We start from the raw sequence: 23,454 nt of genomic DNA, 5'->3' as shown, positions 1-23,454 counted from the left end.
GCGCACCGGGAACCCCTCACACTGATCGCATCCCCCAACCCGGAGACGCCGCCATGCGAGCCTTTCAGCTGACATCCGCTTCCATCGACTCCCTCACCGCGAGCGAGCTGCCGACGCCGCAGCCCGGTCCGGGCGACGTTCTCATCCGGCTACGCGCCGCGAGTCTCAACTTCCTGGACGTCGCGGTGGCCCGCGGCGACTTCGGCCCCGACCACTTTCCGCGGATTCCCGTGGCCGATGGCGCCGGCGAAATCGCCGGGCTGGGCGATGGTGTGGAAGGCTGGGCGGTGGGCGATCGTGTCGCGCCCGCGCTGATGGCTCGCTGGCTCGCCGGCCCGATTCAGCCTTCGTCGCATGACGCCGTTCGCGGCGTCACCGTCCCGGGTTCCCTCGCGCAATACACGGTCGCCCCGGCGTCGTCGCTTGTCCGTATTCCGGATGGACTGACGTGGGAAGAGGCCGCGACCTTGCCCGTCGCCGCGACCACGGCCTGGAACGGCCTCGTCAAAGGCCACGTGCGTCCGGGCTCGACCGTCGCCCTGCTTGGCACCGGTGGCGTGAGCCTGTTCGCGCTGCAGCTGGCGAAGGCCGCCGGGGCTCGCGTGATCATCACATCGTCGTCCGACGACAAGCTGGAACGAGCCCGGAAGCTCGGCGCCGACGAGGTCATCAACTACACGACCACGCCCGCGTGGGACGAGCGCGTGCTCGAACTGACCCAAGGCAGGGGTGCGGACCTGGTGATCGAATCCGTCGGTGCGGCCACGTTCCCCCGGTCCATGAATGCCGTCGCCTTCGCAGGCACGATCTTCGTCATCGGTTTCGTAGGCGGCGCGGAACTGACGATCCCCGTGCTCCCCATCCAGCTGAAGACGATATCGATCCTCGGCAACAACACGGGATCGGTGAGCGACTTCGCCGCCGCGGTGCGGGCCATTGAGATGGCGGGGATCAAACCGGTCATCGACAAGGTATTCGCTTTCGACGACGCGAAGGCGGCCTTTCACTACCTTGCCGACGCGGGACACGTCGGCAAGGTGGTCATTCGGATCGACTGAGGGACAGGGCCAAGAGCATCGCTCCGGGTCAGCTCCCACCGCAGCTTGCCGTGGTGGGAGCGAGCCTGTCGGTCGTGTCAGCCTGTCACCCCAACCAGACCGCCGAATTCGCCGGCAACATGTGTCCAGTGTCCAGCGGCACACTGGACACCAGAACCTCGCCGCCGGGCAGCGCGACCGGATGATCATTGGTGTTCACCACCACATGCACGCCGCCGTTGGCGAAAGCCACAACACCCGGCTCCGCATCGCGCCACACCAACTCGCCGTTACCGAGATGCCGTTGACGACGCAGCCGCAAGGCCGCGCGATACAGCTCCAGCGTCGAGCCGGCATCGCCCTCCTGCCGATCCACCGCATAGCGCGCGAACGACACGGGCTGCGGCAGCCACGTCGCCGTGCCCGGACCGAAGCCGAACGCGGGAGCCGCGCTCTGCCACGGTAGCGGCACACGGCAGCCGTCGCGGCCGATCTCCTCGCCTGAGGTCCGGAAGAATGCCGGATCCTGGCGATGCTCCGCCTCGAGCGTTGTGTGCTCGGGGAGACCGAGCTCTTCGCCCTGATAGATGTACGCCGAGCCCGGCAACGCCAGCGTCAGCAACGCCGCCGCACGCGCACGGCGCAGGCCAAGCGCTTCGTTCGGCTGCTCGCCGGCCGCGTCGATGCCCTTCGGCCGCGCACCCGGCACGCTCAGGCCATAACGCGACGTGTGCCGCACCGTGTCGTGGTTGGACATCACCCACGTCGTCGGTGCACCCACCTCGGCACTCACGGCCAGCGAGCGCGTGACCACGTCACGAAACGCCTGCGCATCCCAGTGGGTGAGCAGGTAGTCGAAGTTGAACGCCTGCTGCATTTCGTCGGCGCGCACATAACGGGCGAGGCGCTGCGGCGGATGCACCCACGCCTCGGCCACCATCATGCGGTCGTTGTCGTACTCGTCCAGCACCTGACGCCAGCGGCGATACACGTCGTGCACGCCTTCCTGGTCCCACATCGGGCCGTTGTTGGAGTGCGCACCTTCCTCGCCTTCGACCATCGAGGTCTGCCCTGCCCAATCGGGCAGGCCTTCGGCCTTGATCAGGCCGTGCGCCACATCGACGCGAAAACCGTCGACGCCACGGTCCAGCCAGAAGCGCAACACGTCCTCGAAGTCGGAGCGCACTTCGGGGTGGTCCCAGTTGAGATCCGGCTGGCTGCGATCGAACAGATGCAGATACCACTGGCTGTCGCCCGGTGCGCGCGACCATGCGTTGCCACCGAAGATGCTCTGCCAGTTGTTCGGCGGCAGCTCACCGTCCTTACCCTTGCCGTCGCGGAAGATGTAGCGCTGGCGTGCGGCACTGCCCGGCAACGTCGCGACCGCCTCCCTGAACCACGCGTGCTCGGTGGACGTATGGTTGGGTACGAGGTCGACGATGATCCGCAGGCCCAGACGATGCGCCTCGGCCAGCATGTGGTCGAAGTCCGCGAGCGTGCCGAACAAGGGATCGACATCGCGATAATCCGAGACGTCGTAGCCCGCATCGTGCTGCGGCGAACGGTAGAACGGCGAGAGCCAGATCGCATCCACACCGAGCTTCGCCAGATACGGCAGTCGCGAGGCGATGCCGGGAAGGTCGCCGATGCCATCGCCATCGTTGTCGGCGAACGAACGGGGATACACCTGATAGATGACGGCGTGCCGCCACCACGTGGTCTCATCCTGCGGAGCGGATCGTGCAAGATTCGTCTGCGTCATGAAGTCTCCTCTCGTGGCTGGTCGCAGTATTCGTGTAAGGACAACATCGCTCGCCAGCGGTTCACGCGGCGCGCGTTTCGCTCTTCAAGGGTAGAAAGGTGCCGTCATGCAGCGATTCTTCAACCTCTTCGAGGCTACGCCCCTTGGTTTCGGGAAGACAAACGAAGACGAAGAGGAAGCCGAGCGCGTTCAGGCCCGCATAAACCCACATGGCGCCGCCCACGCCGAGCCAGTGCGTCATCGACAGCGCCGTGCCGGTCAGCAGCAGGTTCGAACCCCACAGCATCGCCGCGTGCGCGCCGGTGGCGCGATCGCGGATGCGCAGCGGATAGATTTCCGATCCCACCAGCCAGCCGATCACCTGGATGCCGCCGGAGTTGAAGATCATGAAGGCGATGAGACACGCCACGACGAGCGCGCCGCGATGATCGCCGCCGAGATTGAAGTGAAACACCGCGCCCAGCAGCACCAGCGCGATAGCGGCGAACGGCATCATCCACAAGGTGAGCGTGCGGCGACCGACATGATCGACCACCAGCTTGCCGAGCAGCGTCATCAAAAGATAGGTGATGGCGACGCCCAGCGCCGCGAGCAGCGCGGATGAGTGGCCAAAACCTGCCTGCGTCAGAAACGTCGGCGTGTAATAGATCATCATTTCGATACCGGAAAGCTGCGTGAACGCCGCGACACCCAGCCCGGCGATCACCGCCGGACGGAGCCACTTCGCGCCGAGATCGCGCCAGCGCGAGGCGCCGCGCGCCTGCGAGCGATCGAGCACTTTCTCGATCTGCGTCACCTCGCGGCGCACCTGCGACTCGCTGTCGCGGATGCGCATCAGCGTGTCGTGCGCTTCGTCGGCACGGCCTTGCTCCACCAGCCAGCGCGGGCTGAACGGCGCAAACAGCATGCCGACGAACAGCAGGAACGCGGGAATCGCCGCGACGCCGATCATCCAGCGCCAGGTCCAGTCGTTCTGCAGCACCACGCCGACGATGGCGGCAAGAAGAATGCCGACACCGATCGACACGTTGAAGAACGTCACCAGTCGTCCCCGACGATCGGCAGGCGCCAGCTCGGCGATATAGGTCGGCACCACCTGCGTGCAGGCGCCGACGGCGATGCCGAGGAAGACACGGGAAAGCGCGAGTTCCCACTCGCCTCGCGATACGGCGGAGGCGAGCACGCCGACGACATACAGAATCGCGACGGCGATGATGGTGCGGCGACGCCCGATGCTTACCGAGAAGCGCGAACTGGCGAGGGCACCGATCACCGCACCGAGCAGGATGGCCGCGGCGACGATTTCCTGTGCCTGCGCATCGAGCTGGAACTCGGTCGATATCTGCAGCAGCGCACCGGAAATGATGCCGGTGTCGTAACCGTAGAGACCGCCGGAAATCGCCGCGAGCATGGCCACGAGAGTCATGCGCCACGAAGCGGCCTTAGGGTTTAGATCGATTGAAATCTCATTTGCTTTACTGGCGTCCAAGAAGTGCCCCCGTAGCGAGTGGAGTGAGGCGCGGCGACAACACGCGCGAGAAGAATGTTCACGGCCGCGGCGCGAAAAACAACGTCGAGCGCACGCGGGGAACCGATGAAACTGCGACCACCTTAGCTCAGCACGGTGGGAGGGTTCAAATTTCAGACGCGCTTTTCAGCGCTCAGGAAGCGTTTAGACGTGTGGCGTTTGGTCGCGATTCGCTCCCGGAAGCGCCCACCAACTTACATGTAACTAACAAGTGAAGGCGCATGGTGGACGCACCTGTCCGGTGCGCCGGACAGCATCCCTTGCGCGTGCCTTCGCCAGGGCGGTCCCACGCCCCATCATGGAATGTCATGCCACCGCAGAAACCCGAAAATCGCTTCCCCAAGGGTGCTCCGGCCGACCGTTCGTCCGCCGCCTTCGTCTCTTACGTCTATTCGCATTCGCGTCGCGCGCCCCTGCCCGAAGTGCCCCGCGATCCGGCCAGGCCGGGCAAGGCCAAGTCGGGAGGCAACGCGTAGTCCCCGCTAGAATCCCACCTCATCCGTACAACGCATGAGGTGGGATCCATGAGCGACCCGACGCTCGACGAACTCGCGACCGAAGAGGCGCGACTGCAGTTCGACACGCTGAGCCTTGAACAGGCATGGGACGTCGGTTGCGCACTGCGCGAGCTGGCTGTGCAGCGATCCGCGAAAGTCGCGATCGAGATCGCGTTGCGCGACCGCGTGCTGTTCCACACCGCCCTGCCCGGCACGGATATCGCCAACGCCAACTGGGTGCGACGCAAGCGCAATACGGTGCTCGCCCTCGGTACCAGTACCCTCGTCGTCGGCATGAAACTCGCCAAAGCCAGTCAGACGCTCGAAGAGCGCTACGGCCTGTCGCCCGCGGAGCATGCTTCCGACGGTGGCGGCTTTCCGCTTCGCCTGCGCGGCCTCGGCGTCATCGGCGCGATAACGGTATCCGGCATGCCATCGTTGCAGGACCACCGGCTGGTCACGGACGTTCTTGCGCGCTTTCTCCAGCGTTAGGCGAACTCGCGCTCGCGTAGTAGCGCACCCGATAGCCACGTCGTTCGAGGGCGGCCTCGAGATGGCCTGCGTCTTCGAAATGAACATGACTCAGGGCGAGAGCCGTTTTCATGCGTGAAAGGGTTCCGAAAAAGGGGTCATTTCAGTCTAACGCGTCGAAAAGCCAACGCCCGTCACATAACCCCCTGTGCGTTGTGCCGTTCTTCGCCGTATCCTTCCCGGACAGGGGTATTTTCGGCAACCGATGGACCAAACGACGCTTCCTCCGGCCCGACCGGGGGGCGGCCCCTGCCCGACCACTTTCCGGGAACACCAGGTATGGCGCAGACGTCGACGAAAAGCATCCTGCATGTACGGCCCGCACATTTCGTGTCCGCGGTCGCCACCGGGATAGCCGTCACAGGACCCACAGACGACGGCTTCGTCCACCTGCACTTCTTCCGGGAGACGCAGCGCATCACCAACGACGATGTGCCCAGCCGCAGCAGCGCACCGAACGAGGTGGAGCTGGCCTGGGGCCACGCGGAGCCCAACATCCATCTGGTCCGCGAGGAAGTGGCCGTGATCTCCATCCCGGTGGGACGGCTGCCGTTCGTCAGCACGGCCCTGAACAAGGCGGTCCGGTTTGTAGCGCGGGTGATGGCGCCCAGCGTGGGACAACGGCGGGAGAGCCGGGGGACAGCGGAGACGATCGCCGAGTTCTCCCAGGGGACGGTGGGACCGGTGCCTACGCGGCCAGGTGTGACAGCTTGACGGGAACGCTTTTTGCCAGAGGGTAGTGCCTCCGGGCCCGCGACGACTGGTCGCGGGGACCGAAGGCCGCCCCGGGACCGGGCTCCCGTATGATGGTGCGCTGCATCATGCCACCCGATTGCCATGCCGAAACAGAAAACCCGCATCGTCGATCTGGCTGCCGCCGCACGTGTCAGTGCCGCGACGGTCGACCGCGTGCTCAACGGACGCGGGGGCGTCAGTGAGCGTGCCCAGTCTCGCGTGCTCGAAGCCGCCAAGCGGTTGAAGATAAACCGGTTAATCGAGGTCCCGCCCGGCCGCTGGCTGCACGTGCCGATTCTGATGCAGTCGCCCACGATCCCCTTCTACGACGAGCTCGGCCGCCGGTTTGAGCAACATCGTCTGGCGATGCATGCCATGCGGGTACGCAGCCAGGTACATCATCTGTCTGAGATCGCGCCCGAAGCGGTCGCCGCCGAGATCGACCATTACGCCGAAGGCGCCGATGCGCTGATCGTGACCACCCACGACCACCCGCTGGTACGTGATGCCGTGCGTCGCGCGGCGGATCGCTGCCCGGTCGTCACCCTCGCCTCGGACCTGCCCGATAGCGGCCGCCTCGCTTATGTCGGCACGGATACTCACGCCGCCGGGCGTCTCGCCGGCGAGCTGATGGGTCGCTTCCTCGGTCCCGCGGGCGGCTCGATCCTGTTGATCAAGGGCTACCACCATTTCCGTAGCCATGAGCAGCGCGAGCGCGGTTTCGTGGAGGCGCTGCGCGAGCACTTTCCCGACGTGCAGATCATTCACCGCGCGGACAGCCAGGAAGACCCGGAGAGCACCGGGCGCATCGTGACCGACGTGCTCAACGCGGTGCCCAACCTCCGTGGAATCTACAACACGTCCGTAGGCGACGACGGGGTCGCCAGGGTGCTGACCGAGCGCACGCGTCCACGCGAGGTGGTCTTCATCGGCCACGACCTGACGGAAAGTAATCGCCGTCTGCTCGAACTGGGCCTGATGGACGCCGTGCTCGACCAGAACCTGGCGGCGCAGGCCGCCCGTGCGCTGACCCACGTGCTCGCGCGTTTCGGTCGTGCGGCGGCCCCGCCGACCCACCCGCAGCCCACGGCCATCCTCATGCGTGAGAACCTTCCGGCGAGGCCGAGGGACATTTGATGTAAAACCATCAACTTTTGAGGTTGAGGGTTTTACATCAAAACCGCTTTCTATAATTCGCGTCGTCGTGCCGCATGTGCCGCCGTGACGCAGCGCTCTTTTGTTTCTGCTCCAGCTCCCCGTGATGGCCGATGCGTTCGGCTGACAATGCGCTCCGCATCTGTCGACGCTTCGCTTCTCCCGCCATCGCAAGAGGAAGCAGTCCGATGTCAGATATCCACGGGTCCGATCCCCGTGCCGTTCCGCCGATCAACACCGGCCGCCGCCGGCTGCTGATCTCCGCGGGCATGATCGCCGCCGCAGGCGCCCTGCTCCCCTGGACCCGGATGGCCTATGGCCAGTCGCCCGCTCAGGCCAGCCCCGCCGAACTCGACGCGTTCCTGACCCTGGGTCGCCGCCTTACCGGCCATCCCGAGCTTCCCGCCGACGTCTCCGCACGGCTGTTTGCCGCGCTGGCCGCCGGCGACCGCAACTTCGGTCCGCAGGTGACCGCGCTGATCCGCGCCATGGATGCCGCCGGCATCGACGACATGCACAAGTTCAAGGGCTCCGCCGTCGACGCCGATCCCGCGCTCAAGGCGCTTGCCGTGTCCATCGTCAGCGGCTGGTACCTCGGTTACACCGGAGAGCCCAAGGGCACCGGCAAGGACGACGGTACGCAGTTCATCACGTACACGGGGGCCCTGATGTTCAAGCCCACGATCGACGTAACGGTGATCCCGACCTATGCCCGCGCCGGTACCGACTACTGGTCGGCCGCCCCGGCCAGCATCGCGACGGACTGACCGCGCGAACACGGCGCCACGTACGGGCGCTTGCGCCCCCACGCACACGCAGGACACACCATGAATACGCAATACGACGCCGACGTCGTCGTCATCGGCTCGGGCGCGCTCGGCAGCAACGCTGCCTATGAGCTGTCCAGACAGGGCCACTCGGTCATCATGTTGGAAGCCGGCTCGCGCATTCCGCGCTGGAAGATCCTCGAGAATTTCCGCAGTTCGTCGCGCAAGTCCAACTTCAACGATCCCTACCCGAACGAACCGTGGGCACACACCACGTTCGAGCCGGACTATATCGAGAACACCGGCTCGTTCGAATTCCGGCCGGGCATGCTGAAGCTGGTCGGCGGCACGACGTGGCACTGGGCGGCCGCCTGCTGGCGTTACCTGCCCAACGACATGAAGCTGAAGACGCTCTATGGCGTCGGTCGCGACTGGCCCATCGGCTACGAAGAGCTCGAGCCCTACTACCAGCGCGCTGAAGAAGCGCTGGGCGTGGCCGGCAACGGCGAGGAAGACCAGAGCGGCCAGGGCGGCAAGGCATGGCCGCCGCGTTCCAAGCCGTACCCGCTGCCGCCGGACGCGACGACTTACATGAACCAGGAGCTCAACAAGCGCCTGGGTCCTGCGGGTTACCACTACATCCATGAGCCCAACGGCCGCGTGACCAAGCCATACGACGGCCGTCCCGCGTGTTGCGGCAATAACAACTGCATGCCGGTCTGCCCCATCGGCGCGATGTACAGCGGCGACATGCATGCCACGCACGCCGAGCGCGCGGGTACGAAGCTGCTCACCGAATCCACGGCGTACAAGCTCGAGAAGGGCGCGGGCGGCAAGATCGTCGCCGTGCATTACCGCAAGCCGGACGGCACCGACGCGCGTCTGACCGCGAAGTACTTCATCGTGGCCGCGCACGGTCTGGAAACGGCCAAGCTGCTGCTGATGTCCGACGTCGCCAACTCGTCCGACCAGGTCGGCCGCAACCTCATGGACCACACCGGCATCGGTCTGTTGATGATCGGCGACCAGCCCCTGTGGCCGGGACGTGGCGCCGTGCAGCAAGGTGGCATCTTCAACTGGCGCGATGGCGACTTCCGCAAGCGTCACTCGGCGGTCAAGCACTCGATGTCGAACGCCGTACCGAACCGCGTGGTCACCGAGCGGCTGCTGAAGAAGGGCGTGATCGGCCCCGAACTGGACGAGCGCATCCGTCACGACGCGTCGCGCTGGATCGACGTCGGTACCGTCTTCGAGATGCTGCCGAACCCGGCCAACCGCGTGACGCCGAGCGACAAGAAGGACGCCCTCGGCATCCCGATGCTGCGCGTGAATTACGACGTGGACGACTATGCGAAGGCCGGCAAGGTCATCGCCAAGGAGGACTACGCCAAGTTCGCCAAGCTGTTCAACGCCGAGATCGTCGAAGACGAGAGCGGCTGGCAGAACCGCGACCACATCATGGGTACGGTGATCATGGGTTCGGATGCGAAGGACTCCGTCGTCAACGGCGAATGCCGCACCTTCGACCACGACAACCTGTTCCTGGCCACCACCGGCGTGATTCCCGCCTCCGGTGTGATCAACCCGACGCTCACCGGCGTCGCGCTGTCGATCCGCATCGCCGACACGATTCACAAGGAAATCTGATGGCCACGAATTCCCTGTTTCGCGGCCTGCTGCGAGCTGCCGTCCTGGTCGGCGCCGTCGCCGTCTCCGCGCCGTCACTTGCCCAGGACGACAACGACGCGCTGATCGCCCGTGGCAAAGGCGTCGCCATCGCGGCCGACTGCGCCGCCTGCCATACCTCGTCGCCGGACAAGCCGTTCGCCGGCGGTCGCGGCATCGGTTCGCCGATGGGCAACATCTACGCATCCAACATCACGCCATCGAAAGACGATGGTATCGGTGGCTACAGTGAGGCGCAGTTCGTCCGCGCGGTACGCGAGGGCGTCAACGCAAAAGGCGACCACCTCTACCCCGCCATGCCATATACGGCATATGCGGGCATCACCGATGCCGACATGCACGCGCTGTATGTGTACTTCATGCAGGGCGTGGCGCCGGTGGACAACAAGGTGAAGGAAACCCGCCTCGCCTTCCCGTACAGCATGCGCTGGACGATGGCCGGCTGGAACCTGATGTTCCTGCACAAGCCCGCGGCCATCGACGCCACGGGCACCGAACGCGGTCGTTATCTTGTCGACGTGCTGGGTCACTGCAGCTCGTGCCACTCACCGCGTAACCTGCTCATGGCGGAACGCCAGGACGCGTACCTCGGCGGTGCCACGATCGACGGTTGGTTCGCCCCGAACATCACCTCCGATCCGGTCAGCGGCATCGGCGGCTGGTCGGAAGACGAACTGGCGTCGTATCTCAAGAACGGTCACGTGCACGGCAAGGGCCAGGCCGGGGGCGGCATGGCGGAAGCCGTGGAGCAGAGCCTGCGTTTCCTGTCAGACGACGACATCAAGTCGATGGCGACCTACCTGAAGACGGTCAGGCCGATCCGCGATCCGGCGGACACCAAAGCTTCGTATGCATACGAAGGTGGCAGCGCCCTGCCCCCGACGACGACGCTGGAGCCGCTGCGTGGGGATGCCGCCACCGGACCGGATGTGCGCGGCGTGCATGACACCGTGGACGGTGCCGCGCTCTACAGCGGCGCGTGCGCCAGCTGCCATCAGCCGAGCGGCAAGGGGACGGAGAATCAGTATTTCCCATCGCTGAGCCACAACCGTGCGGTAGGTCTGTCGCGTCCGGACAACCTGATCATGGCGGTGCTTCATGGTCTCGATCGTCAGGGTGCCGACATGCATGTGTCGATGCCGGCGTTCGAGTACGACATGACGGATGCGCAGGTGGCTGCGGTCGTCAACTATGTGGAAGAGCACTTCGGCAATCCGGCGGTTCACGCGACGGCTGAGGATGTCGCGACGATCCGTGCGGGTGGGCCGAAGCCGTTGCTGCTTAAGCTGACGCCGTACCTTATGGTGGCGGGTGTGGTTGTCGCTGTCCTGGTGCTTTGGCTGGTTGTGTTTCTGGTCCGGCGTCGGAAGCGTAAGTCACGTCGCTGATTTTTTGGTGGTGTGGTATCTGAGGGGTGCCGCAGTGATGCGGCGCCCTTTTTTGTGGACTCGGGGCGAGGGAGCCGACCTTGTTGGCGAAAGCCAGCCGAAACCCCATCCACCGACGACTGAGAAACATCGTAGTAAAATCGAGTTTTTTCTCATTACAAAAGTCATCCAATAGAGGCATAAGACGCTCCCGTCTCGAAAACCCGGAGCCCACCCGATGCCACTGACCGCGCTGACCACCCCTCTTTCTGGCACCGCCCCCTGCGGAATCGATCTCAGCCACCTTCCTGAGTTCGACGACATCCAGGAGGCGCGTCGCTCAGACGATGCCTCGCTGGATCAGGGCGAATGGACGCGTGAACTGAAATCCGCCGACTGGCCCCGTGTGGTCCGTCTCTGTGCCGCTTCTCTGAGCAACCGCAGCAAGGACTTACGTGTCGCCGGCTGGTATATCGAGGCTCGCGCTCAGGTAGACGGCCTGACCGGGATGGCTGAGGGGTACGACGTATTCGCGACACTGTGCGAGGAGCTTTGGTCGGGGTTGCACCCTGGCGGCGATGAGGACGACGAAAGGCTGGGATGCCTGCGATGGGTACTGAGCCATACGCCGCGCTGGATTCGCGGCATCGCGCCAGAGTCCATGGCACATGAGCTCAACGAGCCTGCAAATACGATCCTTCGCGCGATGGACCGCCTGGAAGCACATATCGAGGCGGTCGCGCCTGCCGACGGTCCTTCAGTCACGGCCGCCCGGGATGCGCTACTCGATATGATTACGGCCGCCGTGAACGCCGCCCCGCCCGCGACGGGTCCGGCATTAACGCCAGCGGCATCGTCGAGAAACGGTGGAGACAGCCGCGACGACGAGATCCGGAAGTCCACCGCCCGGGCGGCGGAGGCCACCGCTCAACAGGAGTCACCGTCCATCACCTTCGAGCATCGCGATGAGGCCCTGCAGTGCCTGCGCGATGTCGCCCGTTTCTTCCGAGCGACCGAGCCGCACAGTCCAGTGGCCTACCTCGCCGACAAAGCTGCCCATTGGGGAGATATGGCGTTACACGAATGGCTGCAGCAAGTGCTCGGCGAAGGTGACACGCTGGAACGCATGCGCTCCACCCTCGGTGTTCCTGGCAAGCAGTCCGCCAAGTGAATCGCCGCGGTCAATTCTTGGGCGGGCGACGTTCCGCCTTGCGACGCTCCGCGTCGATATGTTCCACCAGCACACTTAGAACGGCAATGTCTTCACTGACCACCCGGGCCGATTTCCGACGGCTGGTCCGTGACCGGGCAGTCGGACCTGCCGTTGTCGACGGCTTGCGGCTTGCCACCGGTTGCAACGGTCCAACCGCAGGCGGCATCGCGGGCAAAGGTGTCCGCGTTAGCGCAATAACTGGCATTTCCGCGACTACGTTCGGAATCGACATGGCTGGCACGTGCGTCGGACCGAGAGGTCCCGACACATCGTCGGCCGCAAAGTGGATGCTTCCCACCAGCACGAGGCTTGGCATGATGACCGCGAGGGCAATGGTGCAAGGTCGCGCGAGCGCCACGCGCCAGCGGCTCGTCTCGTCCATGTCCATGAGGATCCTTTGCGATGGATCCCGCCTGATGACGCCGCTCTTCGAAAGGAGACCATCATTCCTGGAGGTCATGCGTAAGCTCCGTGCCCGCCTGTCTGCGATGGCGCACCTTACACAAGCGAGACGAGCGTGCCAACCGCCGACGCGGCGAAATCACCTCGAGGCGTGTCCCGCGTGAAGGCATCCATTCATTTAGAAACCGCATTCGACAGCGTCATGGCGTGTCTTGTCGCCGCGTCGGTTGTCGCGTGCTTCATTTTCGTCCTGATCGTCTTTCCCGACGTGACTGACGCACTTCGTCGGGGGATACGTCAGCGGTCGGCGAACGTGATGAATCGGAACGTTCGAATAGTCGGTGTATGTCGTGACGCTTTGCTTCGTTCAATCGTGTGGATGCGGGACGCGGCGAGAAATATGCTTACGCTTTCGCTGGCGTTTCGCTGGGTGATTCCGGTCCTGTGCACCGCTATCGTCGCTCCGGCCGTTGTCGTACTAACGTTGAAGCGAGGCACCGTCGCTCTCGACGCGTTCGACGCAACGCGTGACTCACGCAGCGAAGCGACACCCGCTGTCGCCGCGTTATTTCAAGGAGAACACCTGGTGGCACCACCACCGCTACCCCCGGAGGTATTCTCTACGCGAGAAGTCGAACTCGTTCGTCCCGCGCTGGCGCATGCCAGTCGTGTCTGGTCGCTACTCGATGATGTCTTCGCACAACAACTTCTTCGTGTTTATCGCCTGATGAGGGAGCGCCATGGCTACGAGATGGTTTTGATCGAAGGCTATCGAAGCCCCGAACGACAGGATGAGCTTGCCGCCGCCGGCCGCCACGTCACCAATGCGGCGGCATGGCAGAGCTACCACCAGTACGGTCTGGCGGCTGACAGCGCGTTCCTTAAAGACGGGCGTATCGTGATCTCCGAGAAGGATCCATGGGCTATCAAGGGCTACCGGTTGTTTGGAGAGGTGGCTGCGGAAGTGGGGCTGACCTGGGGCGGGAACTGGAAGTTGATGGATCTGGGCCATGTCGAGCTAAGAAGATCGGGGGCACGCGTTGGATCGGCCCAGTAACCCGATTCACTGTCGACGCAGAAGGCAGGTCGCCCGCAAAAATCTTTTCGCATTTTTCAGATTTGTCCTAGAGCCAAGCGACCCCACCGCTTGCTAGCGTCGCACCCCTATCGATTCGTCTGATCGGGCCTTCCTTCGGGATCGTCGACGGCGCCGTCGTGCCCGCGCTTCACGAGGCGCCCCGTGTTCAAGCAGGAGATTTATCCATCCATGGATTCGACCCGTTTCTGGCCAGCGGTTGCTGGCGTCACGCTGACAGGGGGAGGCCTGATCGCCCTGGCCCTGGACCAGTGGTACGTCCTCTTCGGCATCCTTGTCTTCGCCCTACTTCTGTTCGCGCTGTACCACTTCGGCAAGCCGATGTGGAATAGCCGAAAGGCAAAGACGATGGCCACCGGTATCACTGCGCCACCGCTAAACGTTGAGCAGCGTCCCGAAGACCGCGCCGCCCAGATCGAACTTCAGAAACGCCTCAAGAAAGCGGTCACCACGGTCCGCGACTCGCGCCTTGGCGAATCGCGCGGTCGCACGGCGCTATACGAGCTGCCCTGGTACATGGTGATTGGTCACCCAGCCGCGGGTAAAAGCACCGCCATCGCCCGCTCGGGCCTTCGCTTCCCGCTTGGCGAAGAGCACGGGAAGGCCGTCACCGGCTACGGGGGCACGCGTGACTGCGACTGGTACTTCACTTCGGAAGGCATTCTTCTCGATACGGCAGGCCGGTACAGCAGGAAGGAGAACGCCAGTGACCAGACGCAGTGGAGGCGGTTCCTCGACATGTTACGTAGACACCGGCCGCGGGCACCAATAAACGGTGTCATTGTCACCGCAAGCCTGGATAGCCTCCGCAAAGAGGCAGCCGATGCCAATCAGCCCGATGCCATCGAACGACACGCCACCGACCTGCGTCAGCGGATCCACGAGCTGATCGAGCGACTCCAGGTGTCGGTACCGGTCTATGTGGTCTTCACCATGGCAGACCGCATCGGTGGTTTTAGCGACTTCTTCAGCTCATTGGATGCCGACGAGCGGGCGCGCGTCTGGGGCGCCACGCTGCCGTTCGAAGACGAAGGAACGACAAATCCCGCAGGCAGATTCGCTACGGAGTTCGACATACTGGCGAGCGGACTGCGTTCACACGCGCGCAGACGAATGGCCGCGGCGCCCGGCGATATCCCCGGGGCGCTGTTGACCATGCCTCTCGAATTCGCTTCGCTCAAGCCCGCATTGAGCCGTTTCGTGGAGACGTTGTTCGAGGACAATGCGTTCCATTTTCGGACGTTGTTCCGTGGCTTCTACTTCACCAGCGCAGCGCAGGAAGGCGGCGAGGCATCCTCGCTGAGCAACTCGATCGCGACGCGCTTCGGCCTTGCGCTGGCACCCGCGTCGACCGAAACGAGCGCAGCCGCCGTGACCACCCCTGCCGACCTCAACGCCAGGGACAGGAAGCTGCCGGGCCATGCGTACTTCCTGCACGATCTGTTTCGTCGGGTGGTTTTCGCTGACGCGCGGCTTGTGCGCCAGGTCAGCACACGCCAGACCCGCCGCCGCCGTTTGGCAATCGCGACGGCTGCCTGTGTCGGCACGGGCCTTCTGCTTGGCTGGTTTGCCCATGCTTACCGCAGCAACCAGCAGTTCATCGCCAATGTGCAGGCCGACTTCCAGGAGGTGCGGCGGCTACAGGCCGACCGCATCGATCTGAAAAGTCGCCTCGACGCCATGCTGGTACTACAGGATCGTTTGCAACAACTGATGACCTATCGCCATCGATCCCCGCTCGTCTTCTGGCCGCTCTACACGGGCGACCCGTTACTCGAGGCCGTGCGCCGGGAGTATTTCGCCGGCATGCGGCAGCTCATGCTGACCCCGGTGAGCCGCGAGATGGAGGCGTACCTCGCGCAAGTGGTTGCGACGTTTACCGCTCCGGACGCACGGAGCGCGACGCCGTCGGACAGTACCGCTGGCTCGCCGTATCGACCGGCTTCGGCCAGGGATAAAGATGAAGCATACAACGCACTCAAAGCCTATCTCATGCTGTCGGATGTCCGCCGGGCCGAGTCCGCGCATCTCGCGACTCAGCTCACCCGGTTCTGGCGACACTGGCTCGATGAGCACCGCGGCGCTATGAGCCGCGAAGAGCTGATCGAGCGTGCCGAGAAGTTGCTGTCGCTCCATGTATCGCTGGCAGCAGAGCAAGGCTGGCCGTCCATTCAGCCCCGCGCTGCGCTGGTCGACGATACGCGCCGAGTTCTGGCCAGTGCGATGCAGGGAACTCCCGCGCGGGATCGCGTTTTCGCCGAAATCGTAGCGCGGGCCTCCGCACGCTACCCCGCCGTTACGGTCAGGGAGATCGTGGGCAACTCATCGGATAAAACGCTCGCAGGAAGCTACGCCATCCCGGGCGCGTATTCCGTCGCCGCGTGGGAGGGCTACATCCAGCAGGCGATCGGCGATGCCTCACGCAAGTCGCTGGATACGAGCGACTGGGTGTTACAGGACACGCACATGGACGACCTGACGCTCTCCGGGAGCCCAGAGCACATCCGTAAAGACCTGCAAGCGCTGTACGCGACACGCTATATCGACGAGTGGCAGCGCTTTCTCGCCGGTGTCGGTGTCGCCGAGCTGCCTGACTTCGGCCACGCCGTGGCGGCGATGGAACGACTGGGTGACAGCGAGCAATCGCCGCTTCGCAAGCTCCTGGAGCGGGCGCGGCGGGAAACGGCATGGGACGCGTCGCCCGTAGGCAAAACCAGTCTCGCACGTGCTGCGGCGTCAGAACCGGTGCTCGGACTGGCCGATAAGGCACCTCCGTTGCCGGATGCGGGCAGCATCCCATCCGTAGCGGATGGCCCAGTGGCACATGCGTTTGCGGGTCTGGCCAGGATGGTCGATGCGCGAGATGGCGCCGCGCCGCCGCTGCGGGGCTATCTGGCGGCGCTAGGGCGCCTACGTACGCGCCTGCACGGCATCGAAAACGAAGGCGACATCGGCCCCGGGGCACGGAGGCTGGTTGAAGCCACGCTGCAGGGCAAAGGTTCTGAGCTCGTCGACGCCTTGCGGGTCACGGACGAACACATGCTGGTCGGTCTGGTGGATGCGCAACGGCAGTCGCTACGCCCGTTGCTTCTGCGGCCGCTGACGCAGACGTTCGCAGCGTTGATACCGCACGTCGAGAAGGAACTGAACCAGATCTGGGACGCGCAGGTCTACCAGCCGTTCACCCGAGACCTTGGCCGCAAGTTTCCCTTCGCGGAAGAAGGTCGCGTCGAGGCCAGTGCCGACGAAATCGCCGCGATCTTCAGCCCTGGCGGCGCCATTGCCCGGTTCTCCAGCGAGGCTCTCGGACCGATCGTCGAGCGGCGTGGTGATGTCCTGACGCCGCGCCAGTGGGGTGAGCATGGCGTCACACTGTCCCCTGCCCTTCTCAGTGACTTCGCACAATGGATCGCACCGCTGGGCAGCACCGTAGCCGGACCGCAGACGCTGTTTCAGTTGATGCCCGAACCGACGTCGTCGGACGTCAAGGAATACACCGTCACCATCGGAGCCCAGAGCCTGCGCTACCGCAACGAGCCCCCGCAATGGAGCAACTTTGCCTGGGGCGGATCCGCGGCCGCGCCTCTCGTCGTCATCGAAGCCACCGCCAGCGACGGGCGCATCGTGCGTATCGCCGACTTTCAGGGTGCCGATGCGTTGGGAGAACTCGTGCGCAACGCCCAGCGGCAGCGGGCGGACGACGGGACACATGTGCTCGCATGGTCGAAAGATGGCCTCGTCGTCGGCCTGCGCCTGAAGATCGTCAACGCTGCGCCGGTAGACGCTGACGGTGCCCGCAAACGCGGACTCCGAGGAACGCAGCTGCCGGCTTACATCGCCGGAATGAACCATGCAGTCGCCGCCATGGAGGGAGGCCGATGAAGCGCGTACAGACCATCACACCCAGTTACTTCGGCAAGATCCCGTCGAAGGATGATTTCATGACTTCCGCCGGCGCGGACCACCGCCTCGTCCGACGACTCGACCATTGGCTGGCGGAATGCATGGCACGTCTGTCGGAGCATCCCGGCTGGCAAACTGCCTACGACGCCAGCGAATCGTTCGACGTACTGGCAGCAACGACCCATAGCCGCAACGTAGCCGCTGGAACCTGCCTTCCCAGCCATGACGCAGCCGGCCGGCGATGCCCTATGCTGGCATGCCTGCGTGTCCAGTCGCGAACGCCCATGGCGTTCGCGGCCACCGCCCCGATCGCACTGGGCACTTTATGGTCGTGCCTGCAACACGATCTGTCCCAGTTGAAAACACTGCAGGACACCGGCTCTTCGCTGCAGAGGATGGGTACGACGCCCATGCTCATCAACGCCGACAAGAGGCCGCACGACGAGGCACTTCGCGAATATATGTCCACCGAGTCGGCCATCCATCTGGACGCCTTGCTCGTCTCGGCGGGGCACGCTACGAAAACGTCCAATGTTCTTGCCGCACTGCATGCCCTGCTGAATGGGGTCGCCGCGGAGCCGTACCTACCCATCAGCCGCGGCCTGATCCTCCCGCTGCCTGCCGACCCCATGCGGCGGACCCGCGTAGCCGCTTTCTGGATGACACAGCTACTCCCTTATCTGGGCAAACGCGACATCGAAGTGGTCGCCCTGTTGACCCGCACCCCGACGCCCCGCCTGGTCATCAGTCTGGACGGTACACGTGGCACGGAACTCATGGCGGCGACGATGCCGGCCTGGGTCGCAGACGCGTATATCGATCTGACCTGCGCGCCATCGCCGGGCGAACTACTGCCGAACGTACCTCAGTCCCCTCACGCTTGCCTGCAGCGATTGAGCGAGGCCTTCCTGTCGCACGCCCGGAAACCGAATCCATGCGAATGAAACCAACGTCCGTGCTGCAAATCGTTGCTCTTGGTCTTGGCCTAGTGTCGTGCGCCAGCGCGCAAGCGACGGATGGCGCACCCGTCATCATTGAAGGCGTTGTTCCCGACGAGACGACGCGGGCGGCGCTCGTCCAGCGACTACGCTCGATCTATGGAGAAACGCAGGTCATGGATCGACTTCAGATTGCCGCGGTGACGACGCCCGCCAACTGGTCGCGCTACGTTACGCAAGCGATCGTCGGTGAACTCAAGGAGATTTCGAAAGGACAGCTGACGATCGACGGCAACGTCGTGAACGTACACGGCAAGGTGTCGAGTAACGAGATCCATGACCGGGTGCAGTCCCGCCTGAAGTCAGCGTTCAACACGACCTACGAGGTTCACGACGACCTGATCGTCGACGACACGAACGCGAGGCAGGCTTTGCTCGACCGGACACTGGCCAGTCGCACGGTTCAGTTCGAGACGGGCAGCGCGGTGCTCACCCCACAGGGCCTAGCCGTACTCGACGATATGGCCGCCGCCATCACTCGCGTTGGCGTTCCCCAGCTAGACATCGTGGGCCACACCGACAGCGTTGGAGATCGTCAGGCGAATATCCTGCTCAGTGTGCAACGTGCCGACGCGGTAAAGGCCTACCTGACAGCGCGCGGCATCGACGCGCAACGTATGGTCGTCGGTGGTCGCGGACCCGACCTGCCCGTTGCGGACAACGGGACGCCAGCGGGCCGCGCACGCAATCGCCGTATCGAATTCGTCATCCGCCGGTCGTAAGCCGGCCTATCAAGGAAGTAACCCATGAGCAAACCACTCATCATCGTCGGCGACAGCCACTCGCACGGCGGAAACGTTCTTAACTCGTCCGCGGACATGGATATCGGAGGAAAGCTGGTGGCCTGCGAGGGTGACGAAGCGCTTTGCCATGTCCATGGACTGACGAAGATCGGGGCGGCTACGTCGAATATCACCTGCGGCGGCCGACGGGTGGCATGTGACGGAGATCGCTTGGCCTGCGGCGCGGTGTTGAAGGCTAGCCAGGACGCGGTCGATTGTTTTTGATCATATCCACGTGCGGCACGACGCAGCTATCGAAGCCGGGCATATCCCGGCTTCGATAGCTGACTTTCCTTTTTAGCTGGCGTTGACGGGAATCTAGCGTCGAGGCCTGCCCTCCCCTGTAATCAGCCACTTAGCCGACCATCCTTTGTGGACATAGACCGCCAGGATCGCGGCGCTTACGGATGACCTGCCGTTTTCATAGAAGCTCAACGTGACACGATCGACGCCGAGCTCAGCGGCCATCGTCGCCTGGGAAGCCTTGCCACGCGCAAACGCGAGGCGTTGACCCAGCGATACGCGGTAAGGGTCTCTCATCATCAATCCTTCCTGGATGCATGCCTCGACCAGCTTCGGGCGTGTGCGCGTAGGGTAAGCATTTCCGAGTGCTTGTGACTCGCGCGAAGAAAGAAAGTCGAAATTTTCAGAATTATTCTATGTTCGTCGGTTGTTTGACGGCGCGGTGCGAAGCTTCCGATAGGCGGTGGCTTTCGGAGTTCAACGGCGGCGCATTAAATCGGATCGATTTTTCAGAATTCTCCTAGAGCCAGGCGTCTACTTCGCTTGTTAGCGTGACGTCCCTTTTCCGCGCGGGTGTCACCATGTATTCCGGCTCCGACATCGACGACTACTACACCTCGCACTTCCAGGATGCCGAGCGGATGCTCTCGGTCGCGTTCGACGGCGGACGCGACGGAGTGCTCCCTCCGAGCCGATGTTTTCTCCCCTTTCGCCTGGAGTTCTCCGAGCGTCTGTCGCAGCCCTTCCGCGCAGTGCTCTACGGGATCACTCCCGCGTATTGGGAATTTCCATACGACAAGATCCCGGGCGATCGCGATGTCGAACCGCATGCGGACCGATTCCTCGGGCTGTCCGCCGCGATCCGGGTTCGCGCCGAGGGCCGCGTGCGCGCCATCAACGGTGTGGTCACCGCCGCCCGCCATCTCGGCAACTGGTACAGCAAGGCCGATTACACCGGTCACGATATCTTCGAGCTCGTGATCGAAGCGCCGCTGCGGTTGTTCGACATGCGGCGTGCCAGCCGCATCTACCAGGAGCGCTCGACCCGCGGCATCCTGCATGAACTGCTGGCCGAGCACCGATTCATGAACATGGCCATCAGCGAAGGCATGCGTGCCGCCTTCGAGACCCGGGATCGGGCAGATCGCGACCTGGTTCGCTCCTGCCGCATGCAGTTCCAGGAATCGGACCTGGACTTCATTCACCGCCTGCTGGTCGATGAGGGCCTGATCTACGTGCTCGAGGCCGAGCATGGTCGCAACGGTTACAGCAACGCATGGCATATCTTCAGCCCCGAGCACTACTTCGGCGACGAGATCGACGCCACCCTCGACGTCACCCCGGACGTCGAGGAAGGGGAGCTGATGCTGCTCGGCTGGCAGGGCCGGCGCAAGCTGGTGCCGCCCTTCACCCGCACCATCAGCCACGAGTACAAGGACAACGATCGCTACGTGGGTCGCGGCGAGGGCCGCGTCAATTACGGGCACGCGCAGACGTCCCGCGGCACGTTTGGTAACTCCGAAAGCCTCCCGCCCCGCGCCGTGCTCCGCCCTGTCCGAGGCAACCACGAGGCGCTATCGTTTGATGATCCACCGCTCACGTACATGGATGCCCCGGCCAAGCACCGCCAATGGGCGTACGAGATGGAGGCCGAGGTCTATCACGGCGCGACCACCGCTCCGCTGACCCTGGCCAAGGTCATCCGCGTCCTCGGCCTGGACGGTGGCCGCGTTCCGCTGCGAGTCGAGCGGGAAGGCACGAGACCGGATGAGCGCCGTCACGACTACATCGTAACCGCGCAGACCATCGTCACGTCCGTGGCTTTACGCGGTCCGGCACGCGGCTGCTGGGCCACGTTGGCCGACCAGCTGCGGGAGGCTACCGGCATCGAGATGTTTCCCGACGAGGGTGACAGCGCTTTGGCGCCGATGCACGTAACCTTCGAGGCCCAGCCCTTCGGCAAGCCGCTCGTGGCGGCGCACCCCAACGATATCGCCCGTCCGCATCCCGGCCCGATGACCGCTACCGTGGTCGGTCGTAAGGGCAGCGTGGTCTCGACCGACGCGCTGGGTCGTATCGCGGTGAAGTTCCATTGGCAGCGTGAACCGGACTCGCCTGTCCTCGCCAAGAATTTCCACGACTACACCGACGACCCACCGGTCAATGTCCGCTACGTGCACCCCGGCGCCGGTGAGGGCATGGGCATGCAGTACCTGCCGCGCGTGGGCGATGAAGTGCTGATCCTGTTCATCGACAACGACATGGACCGGCCCATCGCAGTGGGCAGTGTGCATAACGGCAAGCTGGGTACGCCGAGCTTTGGAGGCGTATCGCAGTTGCCGCTGGATGCAGCGCTTACGGGACTGCGCACCGGCGAGCATAAGGGCGGTGGTGCCAATGAGATGGTCTTTGACGACACGACCGACGAGGTCGGGCTGCGCCTGGGGAGTACGACGGCGGCGACCGATCTGAGCCTGGGGCATATCGGGACGCCGCGCGCGCGCGGTGAAGCCAGAGCACGGGGGACAGGCGCCGAATTGCGCACGGATGGCGCAGCCGCCTTGCGTGCCGCGAGGGGCATTCTTCTAAGCACGCACGCCTCTACTGCGGACGCGCAGCACCTCGAGCACAGCGCACTTTCTGCGCTACTCGATGACTGCAGAAATCTCGTCAGCCTGACGGAATCGAATATCAGGCGCCGCCCCGAACTCGACGATGCCGCCGCCGGGCGAGATGCCATCGTTCAGTCGGTTGCCACGTGGAACAGCAAGGATACGGCCGGATCTGGTTCTGCCGTTCTCGCCGTGTCGTCTCCCGATGGCATCGTCGCTGCGACGGACGCATCCACGCTGGCCGTGGCGGGAGCGCATATGGATCTCGTTGCCGCTAAACGGCTCCAGCTTCATAGCGGTGCTCAGACGACCATCGCGGCGCAGGGTGGCATCGCCTTGAACGCCGTGAAGAATGGTGTGGCGATCGAAGCAGTCCATGGCGACGTGACACTGGGTGCCCACGACGGCCAGATGTCGCTGATCGCGCATAACGATCTTTCGGTGAGGTCGGTGACCGGCACGCTACAAATCCGTGCTCCTGTCATCGAACTGATTTCGGGTAATGGCAGCTACATCCGGCTCGGCACACACATCGAACTCGGCTCGCCGGAGGATCTCGTTGTCAAAACACCGGACGCGCACTTCACCGGGAAGGGCGAGAAGCTCGACTTGCTCGAAGACCCAGCGCCCGACGAGCTAAACGAGCCTGGGACAGGCGCCTATGGGCGGAACGCACACAGCCAGCGGCGGGCTCGCACCACGTCGCCAAAGAAGGAGGCAACGTCATGACGACATCAAATCACCCCCGCACCACTCCCGCGCCTGCGGTTGAGCAACCGGTCACGGCGACGAAGCACTGGGCCTATCCATTCGCCCTTCGCGACGCTTCCGCGCCCAACGACCTGCATCACCATTTTCAGGCCGTCTCCGCCATGCCGGTCGGCATGTTTCCCATCGCGTGCTCGGGCTTCCTCAACGGCAGCGTATTTTTCGGTGAGGAATGTACCGGTCTCACGATCGACGAGGGATTTCGTTGCCTCGCCGATGGCGAGGTCGTGGCGTACCGACTCGACCGCACGTTGCACACACTCACCTACGACCCCGCGCACGTCGTCCTGTATTCGCTCGGCTTTGTACTGGTAAGACATCGCATGGACTTGCCGCCGGGGCCACCGCGCGAGCCAGCGCCGCAAGGCAACC

At 64.1% G+C, this 23,454-nt stretch carries 18 protein-coding genes and 1 pseudogene; 16 read left to right on the top strand and 3 right to left on the bottom strand.

All coding sequences use genetic code 11. The features are described from left to right. Positions 1-53: 53 nt before the first annotated feature. Complete coding sequence (locus B5X73_RS15045; RefSeq protein WP_079522413.1) at positions 54-1,058, top strand: zinc-dependent alcohol dehydrogenase family protein; 1,005 nt, start codon at positions 54-56, stop codon at positions 1,056-1,058. Positions 1,059-1,143: 85 nt separating this feature from the next. Here B5X73_RS15045 and B5X73_RS15040 read toward each other — a convergent pair whose 3' ends face one another. Both B5X73_RS15040 and B5X73_RS15035 read right to left on the bottom strand, forming a co-directional pair. Further along, entirely contained in the window at positions 1,144-2,799 is a 1,656-nt protein-coding gene (locus tag B5X73_RS15040) for a glycoside hydrolase family 13 protein (protein WP_079522412.1), read from the bottom strand. Between the two features lie 61 nt (positions 2,800-2,860). Beyond that, on the bottom strand, positions 2,861-4,288 hold the full coding sequence (locus B5X73_RS15035) for a sugar porter family MFS transporter (protein ID WP_303048770.1): 1,428 nt from the start codon (positions 4,286-4,288) through the stop codon (positions 2,861-2,863). Positions 4,289-4,635: 347 nt separating this feature from the next. On the opposite strand from B5X73_RS15035, the gene B5X73_RS21055 reads away from it, so the two are divergent. The 8 genes from B5X73_RS21055 to B5X73_RS15000 all read left to right on the top strand — a co-directional run bounded on the left by B5X73_RS21055 (position 4,636) and on the right by B5X73_RS15000 (position 12,236). Continuing rightward, positions 4,636-4,803 carry a hypothetical protein gene (locus tag B5X73_RS21055; RefSeq protein WP_156108705.1) on the top strand — a complete coding sequence of 56 codons (168 nt, stop codon included), beginning with the start codon at positions 4,636-4,638 and terminating at the stop codon, positions 4,801-4,803. 48 nt (positions 4,804-4,851) lie between these two features. Further along, entirely contained in the window at positions 4,852-5,316 is a 465-nt protein-coding gene (locus tag B5X73_RS15030; RefSeq protein WP_079522410.1) for a heme-degrading domain-containing protein, read from the top strand. Positions 5,317-5,634: 318 nt separating this feature from the next. Next, complete coding sequence (locus B5X73_RS15025) at positions 5,635-6,069, top strand: hypothetical protein (RefSeq protein WP_079522409.1); 435 nt, start codon at positions 5,635-5,637, stop codon at positions 6,067-6,069. A gap of 123 nt (positions 6,070-6,192) precedes the next feature. Continuing rightward, entirely contained in the window at positions 6,193-7,227 is a 1,035-nt protein-coding gene (locus B5X73_RS15020) for a LacI family DNA-binding transcriptional regulator (RefSeq protein WP_079522408.1), read from the top strand. Positions 7,228-7,433: 206 nt separating this feature from the next. Then, positions 7,434-8,012: a sugar dehydrogenase complex small subunit gene (locus B5X73_RS15015; RefSeq protein ID WP_052191320.1), complete on the top strand. Its 579-nt coding sequence runs from the start codon at positions 7,434-7,436 to the stop codon at positions 8,010-8,012. A gap of 60 nt (positions 8,013-8,072) precedes the next feature. Beyond that, positions 8,073-9,659: a GMC family oxidoreductase gene (locus B5X73_RS15010; RefSeq protein WP_079522406.1), complete on the top strand. Its 1,587-nt coding sequence runs from the start codon at positions 8,073-8,075 to the stop codon at positions 9,657-9,659. Beyond that, positions 9,659-11,086, top strand: a complete 1,428-nt coding sequence (locus tag B5X73_RS15005) for a c-type cytochrome (RefSeq protein WP_079522405.1) — start codon at positions 9,659-9,661, stop codon at positions 11,084-11,086. Before B5X73_RS15010 ends, B5X73_RS15005 begins: the two co-directional genes overlap by 1 nt. 217 nt (positions 11,087-11,303) lie before the next feature. After that, a complete protein-coding gene (locus tag B5X73_RS15000) occupies positions 11,304-12,236 on the top strand; it encodes a type VI secretion system ImpA family N-terminal domain-containing protein (protein WP_079522404.1) in 933 nt (310 codons plus the stop codon). A 10-nt stretch (positions 12,237-12,246) separates the two neighbouring features. Here the strand turns inward: B5X73_RS15000 and B5X73_RS14995 are convergent, their stop codons facing one another. Next, positions 12,247-12,738, bottom strand: coding sequence for a hypothetical protein (locus tag B5X73_RS14995; RefSeq protein WP_079522403.1), 492 nt, complete (start codon positions 12,736-12,738; stop codon positions 12,247-12,249). A gap of 57 nt (positions 12,739-12,795) precedes the next feature. On the opposite strand from B5X73_RS14995, the gene B5X73_RS14990 reads away from it, so the two are divergent. From B5X73_RS14990 to B5X73_RS14955, 7 genes and pseudogenes are all read left to right on the top strand, one after another. Next, a complete protein-coding gene (locus tag B5X73_RS14990; protein WP_217699782.1) occupies positions 12,796-13,737 on the top strand; it encodes a M15 family metallopeptidase in 942 nt (313 codons plus the stop codon). 183 nt (positions 13,738-13,920) lie between these two features. Then, positions 13,921-17,658 carry a type VI secretion system membrane subunit TssM gene (gene tssM / locus B5X73_RS14985; RefSeq protein ID WP_079522401.1) on the top strand — a complete coding sequence of 1,246 codons (3,738 nt, stop codon included), beginning with the start codon at positions 13,921-13,923 and terminating at the stop codon, positions 17,656-17,658. Then, complete coding sequence (gene tagF, locus B5X73_RS14980; RefSeq protein WP_079522400.1) at positions 17,655-18,623, top strand: type VI secretion system-associated protein TagF; 969 nt, start codon at positions 17,655-17,657, stop codon at positions 18,621-18,623. The genes tssM and tagF overlap by 4 nt, the downstream gene beginning before the upstream one ends. Beyond that, on the top strand, positions 18,620-19,399 hold the full coding sequence (locus B5X73_RS21050; RefSeq protein WP_176167856.1) for an OmpA family protein: 780 nt from the start codon (positions 18,620-18,622) through the stop codon (positions 19,397-19,399). Before tagF ends, B5X73_RS21050 begins: the two co-directional genes overlap by 4 nt. A gap of 24 nt (positions 19,400-19,423) precedes the next feature. Further along, on the top strand, positions 19,424-19,684 hold the full coding sequence (locus tag B5X73_RS14970; RefSeq protein WP_079522399.1) for a PAAR domain-containing protein: 261 nt from the start codon (positions 19,424-19,426) through the stop codon (positions 19,682-19,684). A 599-nt stretch (positions 19,685-20,283) separates the two neighbouring features. Beyond that, positions 20,284-23,043, top strand: a complete 2,760-nt coding sequence (locus tag B5X73_RS14960) for a type VI secretion system Vgr family protein (protein ID WP_139382799.1) — start codon at positions 20,284-20,286, stop codon at positions 23,041-23,043. Beyond that, positions 23,040-23,454 (top strand): annotated as a pseudogene (locus B5X73_RS14955) (hypothetical protein); the annotation flags it as partial. The gene B5X73_RS14960 and the pseudogene B5X73_RS14955, both read left to right, overlap by 4 nt.

The organism is Luteibacter sp. 22Crub2.1, assembly GCF_900167995.1.
In the GTDB taxonomy this organism is placed as follows: Bacteria; Pseudomonadota; Gammaproteobacteria; order Xanthomonadales; family Rhodanobacteraceae; genus Luteibacter; species Luteibacter mycovicinus.
Note: the sequence above shows the minus strand (reverse complement) of the source record. Positions and strands in the feature narration are given on the sequence as shown.

Excerpts from the sequence above, each read along its gene's own strand:
- B5X73_RS15045 (WP_079522413.1), top strand. The coding sequence starts at position 54 with ATGCGAGCCTTTCAGCTGACATCCGCTTCCATCGACTCCCTCACCGCG.
- B5X73_RS15040 (WP_079522412.1), bottom strand. The coding sequence starts at position 2,799 with ATGACGCAGACGAATCTTGCACGATCCGCTCCGCAGGATGAGACCACG.
- B5X73_RS21055 (WP_156108705.1), top strand. The coding sequence starts at position 4,636 with ATGCCACCGCAGAAACCCGAAAATCGCTTCCCCAAGGGTGCTCCGGCC.
- B5X73_RS15030 (WP_079522410.1), top strand. The coding sequence starts at position 4,852 with ATGAGCGACCCGACGCTCGACGAACTCGCGACCGAAGAGGCGCGACTG.
- B5X73_RS15025 (WP_079522409.1), top strand. The coding sequence starts at position 5,635 with ATGGCGCAGACGTCGACGAAAAGCATCCTGCATGTACGGCCCGCACAT.
- B5X73_RS15020 (WP_079522408.1), top strand. The coding sequence starts at position 6,193 with ATGCCGAAACAGAAAACCCGCATCGTCGATCTGGCTGCCGCCGCACGT.
- B5X73_RS15015 (WP_052191320.1), top strand. The coding sequence starts at position 7,434 with ATGTCAGATATCCACGGGTCCGATCCCCGTGCCGTTCCGCCGATCAAC.
- B5X73_RS15010 (WP_079522406.1), top strand. The coding sequence starts at position 8,073 with ATGAATACGCAATACGACGCCGACGTCGTCGTCATCGGCTCGGGCGCG.
- B5X73_RS15005 (WP_079522405.1), top strand. The coding sequence starts at position 9,659 with ATGGCCACGAATTCCCTGTTTCGCGGCCTGCTGCGAGCTGCCGTCCTG.
- B5X73_RS15000 (WP_079522404.1), top strand. The coding sequence starts at position 11,304 with ATGCCACTGACCGCGCTGACCACCCCTCTTTCTGGCACCGCCCCCTGC.
- B5X73_RS14995 (WP_079522403.1), bottom strand. The coding sequence starts at position 12,738 with ATGACCTCCAGGAATGATGGTCTCCTTTCGAAGAGCGGCGTCATCAGG.
- tagF (WP_079522400.1), top strand. The coding sequence starts at position 17,655 with ATGAAGCGCGTACAGACCATCACACCCAGTTACTTCGGCAAGATCCCG.
- B5X73_RS21050 (WP_176167856.1), top strand. The coding sequence starts at position 18,620 with ATGAAACCAACGTCCGTGCTGCAAATCGTTGCTCTTGGTCTTGGCCTA.
- B5X73_RS14970 (WP_079522399.1), top strand. The coding sequence starts at position 19,424 with ATGAGCAAACCACTCATCATCGTCGGCGACAGCCACTCGCACGGCGGA.
- B5X73_RS14960 (WP_139382799.1), top strand. The coding sequence starts at position 20,284 with ATGTATTCCGGCTCCGACATCGACGACTACTACACCTCGCACTTCCAG.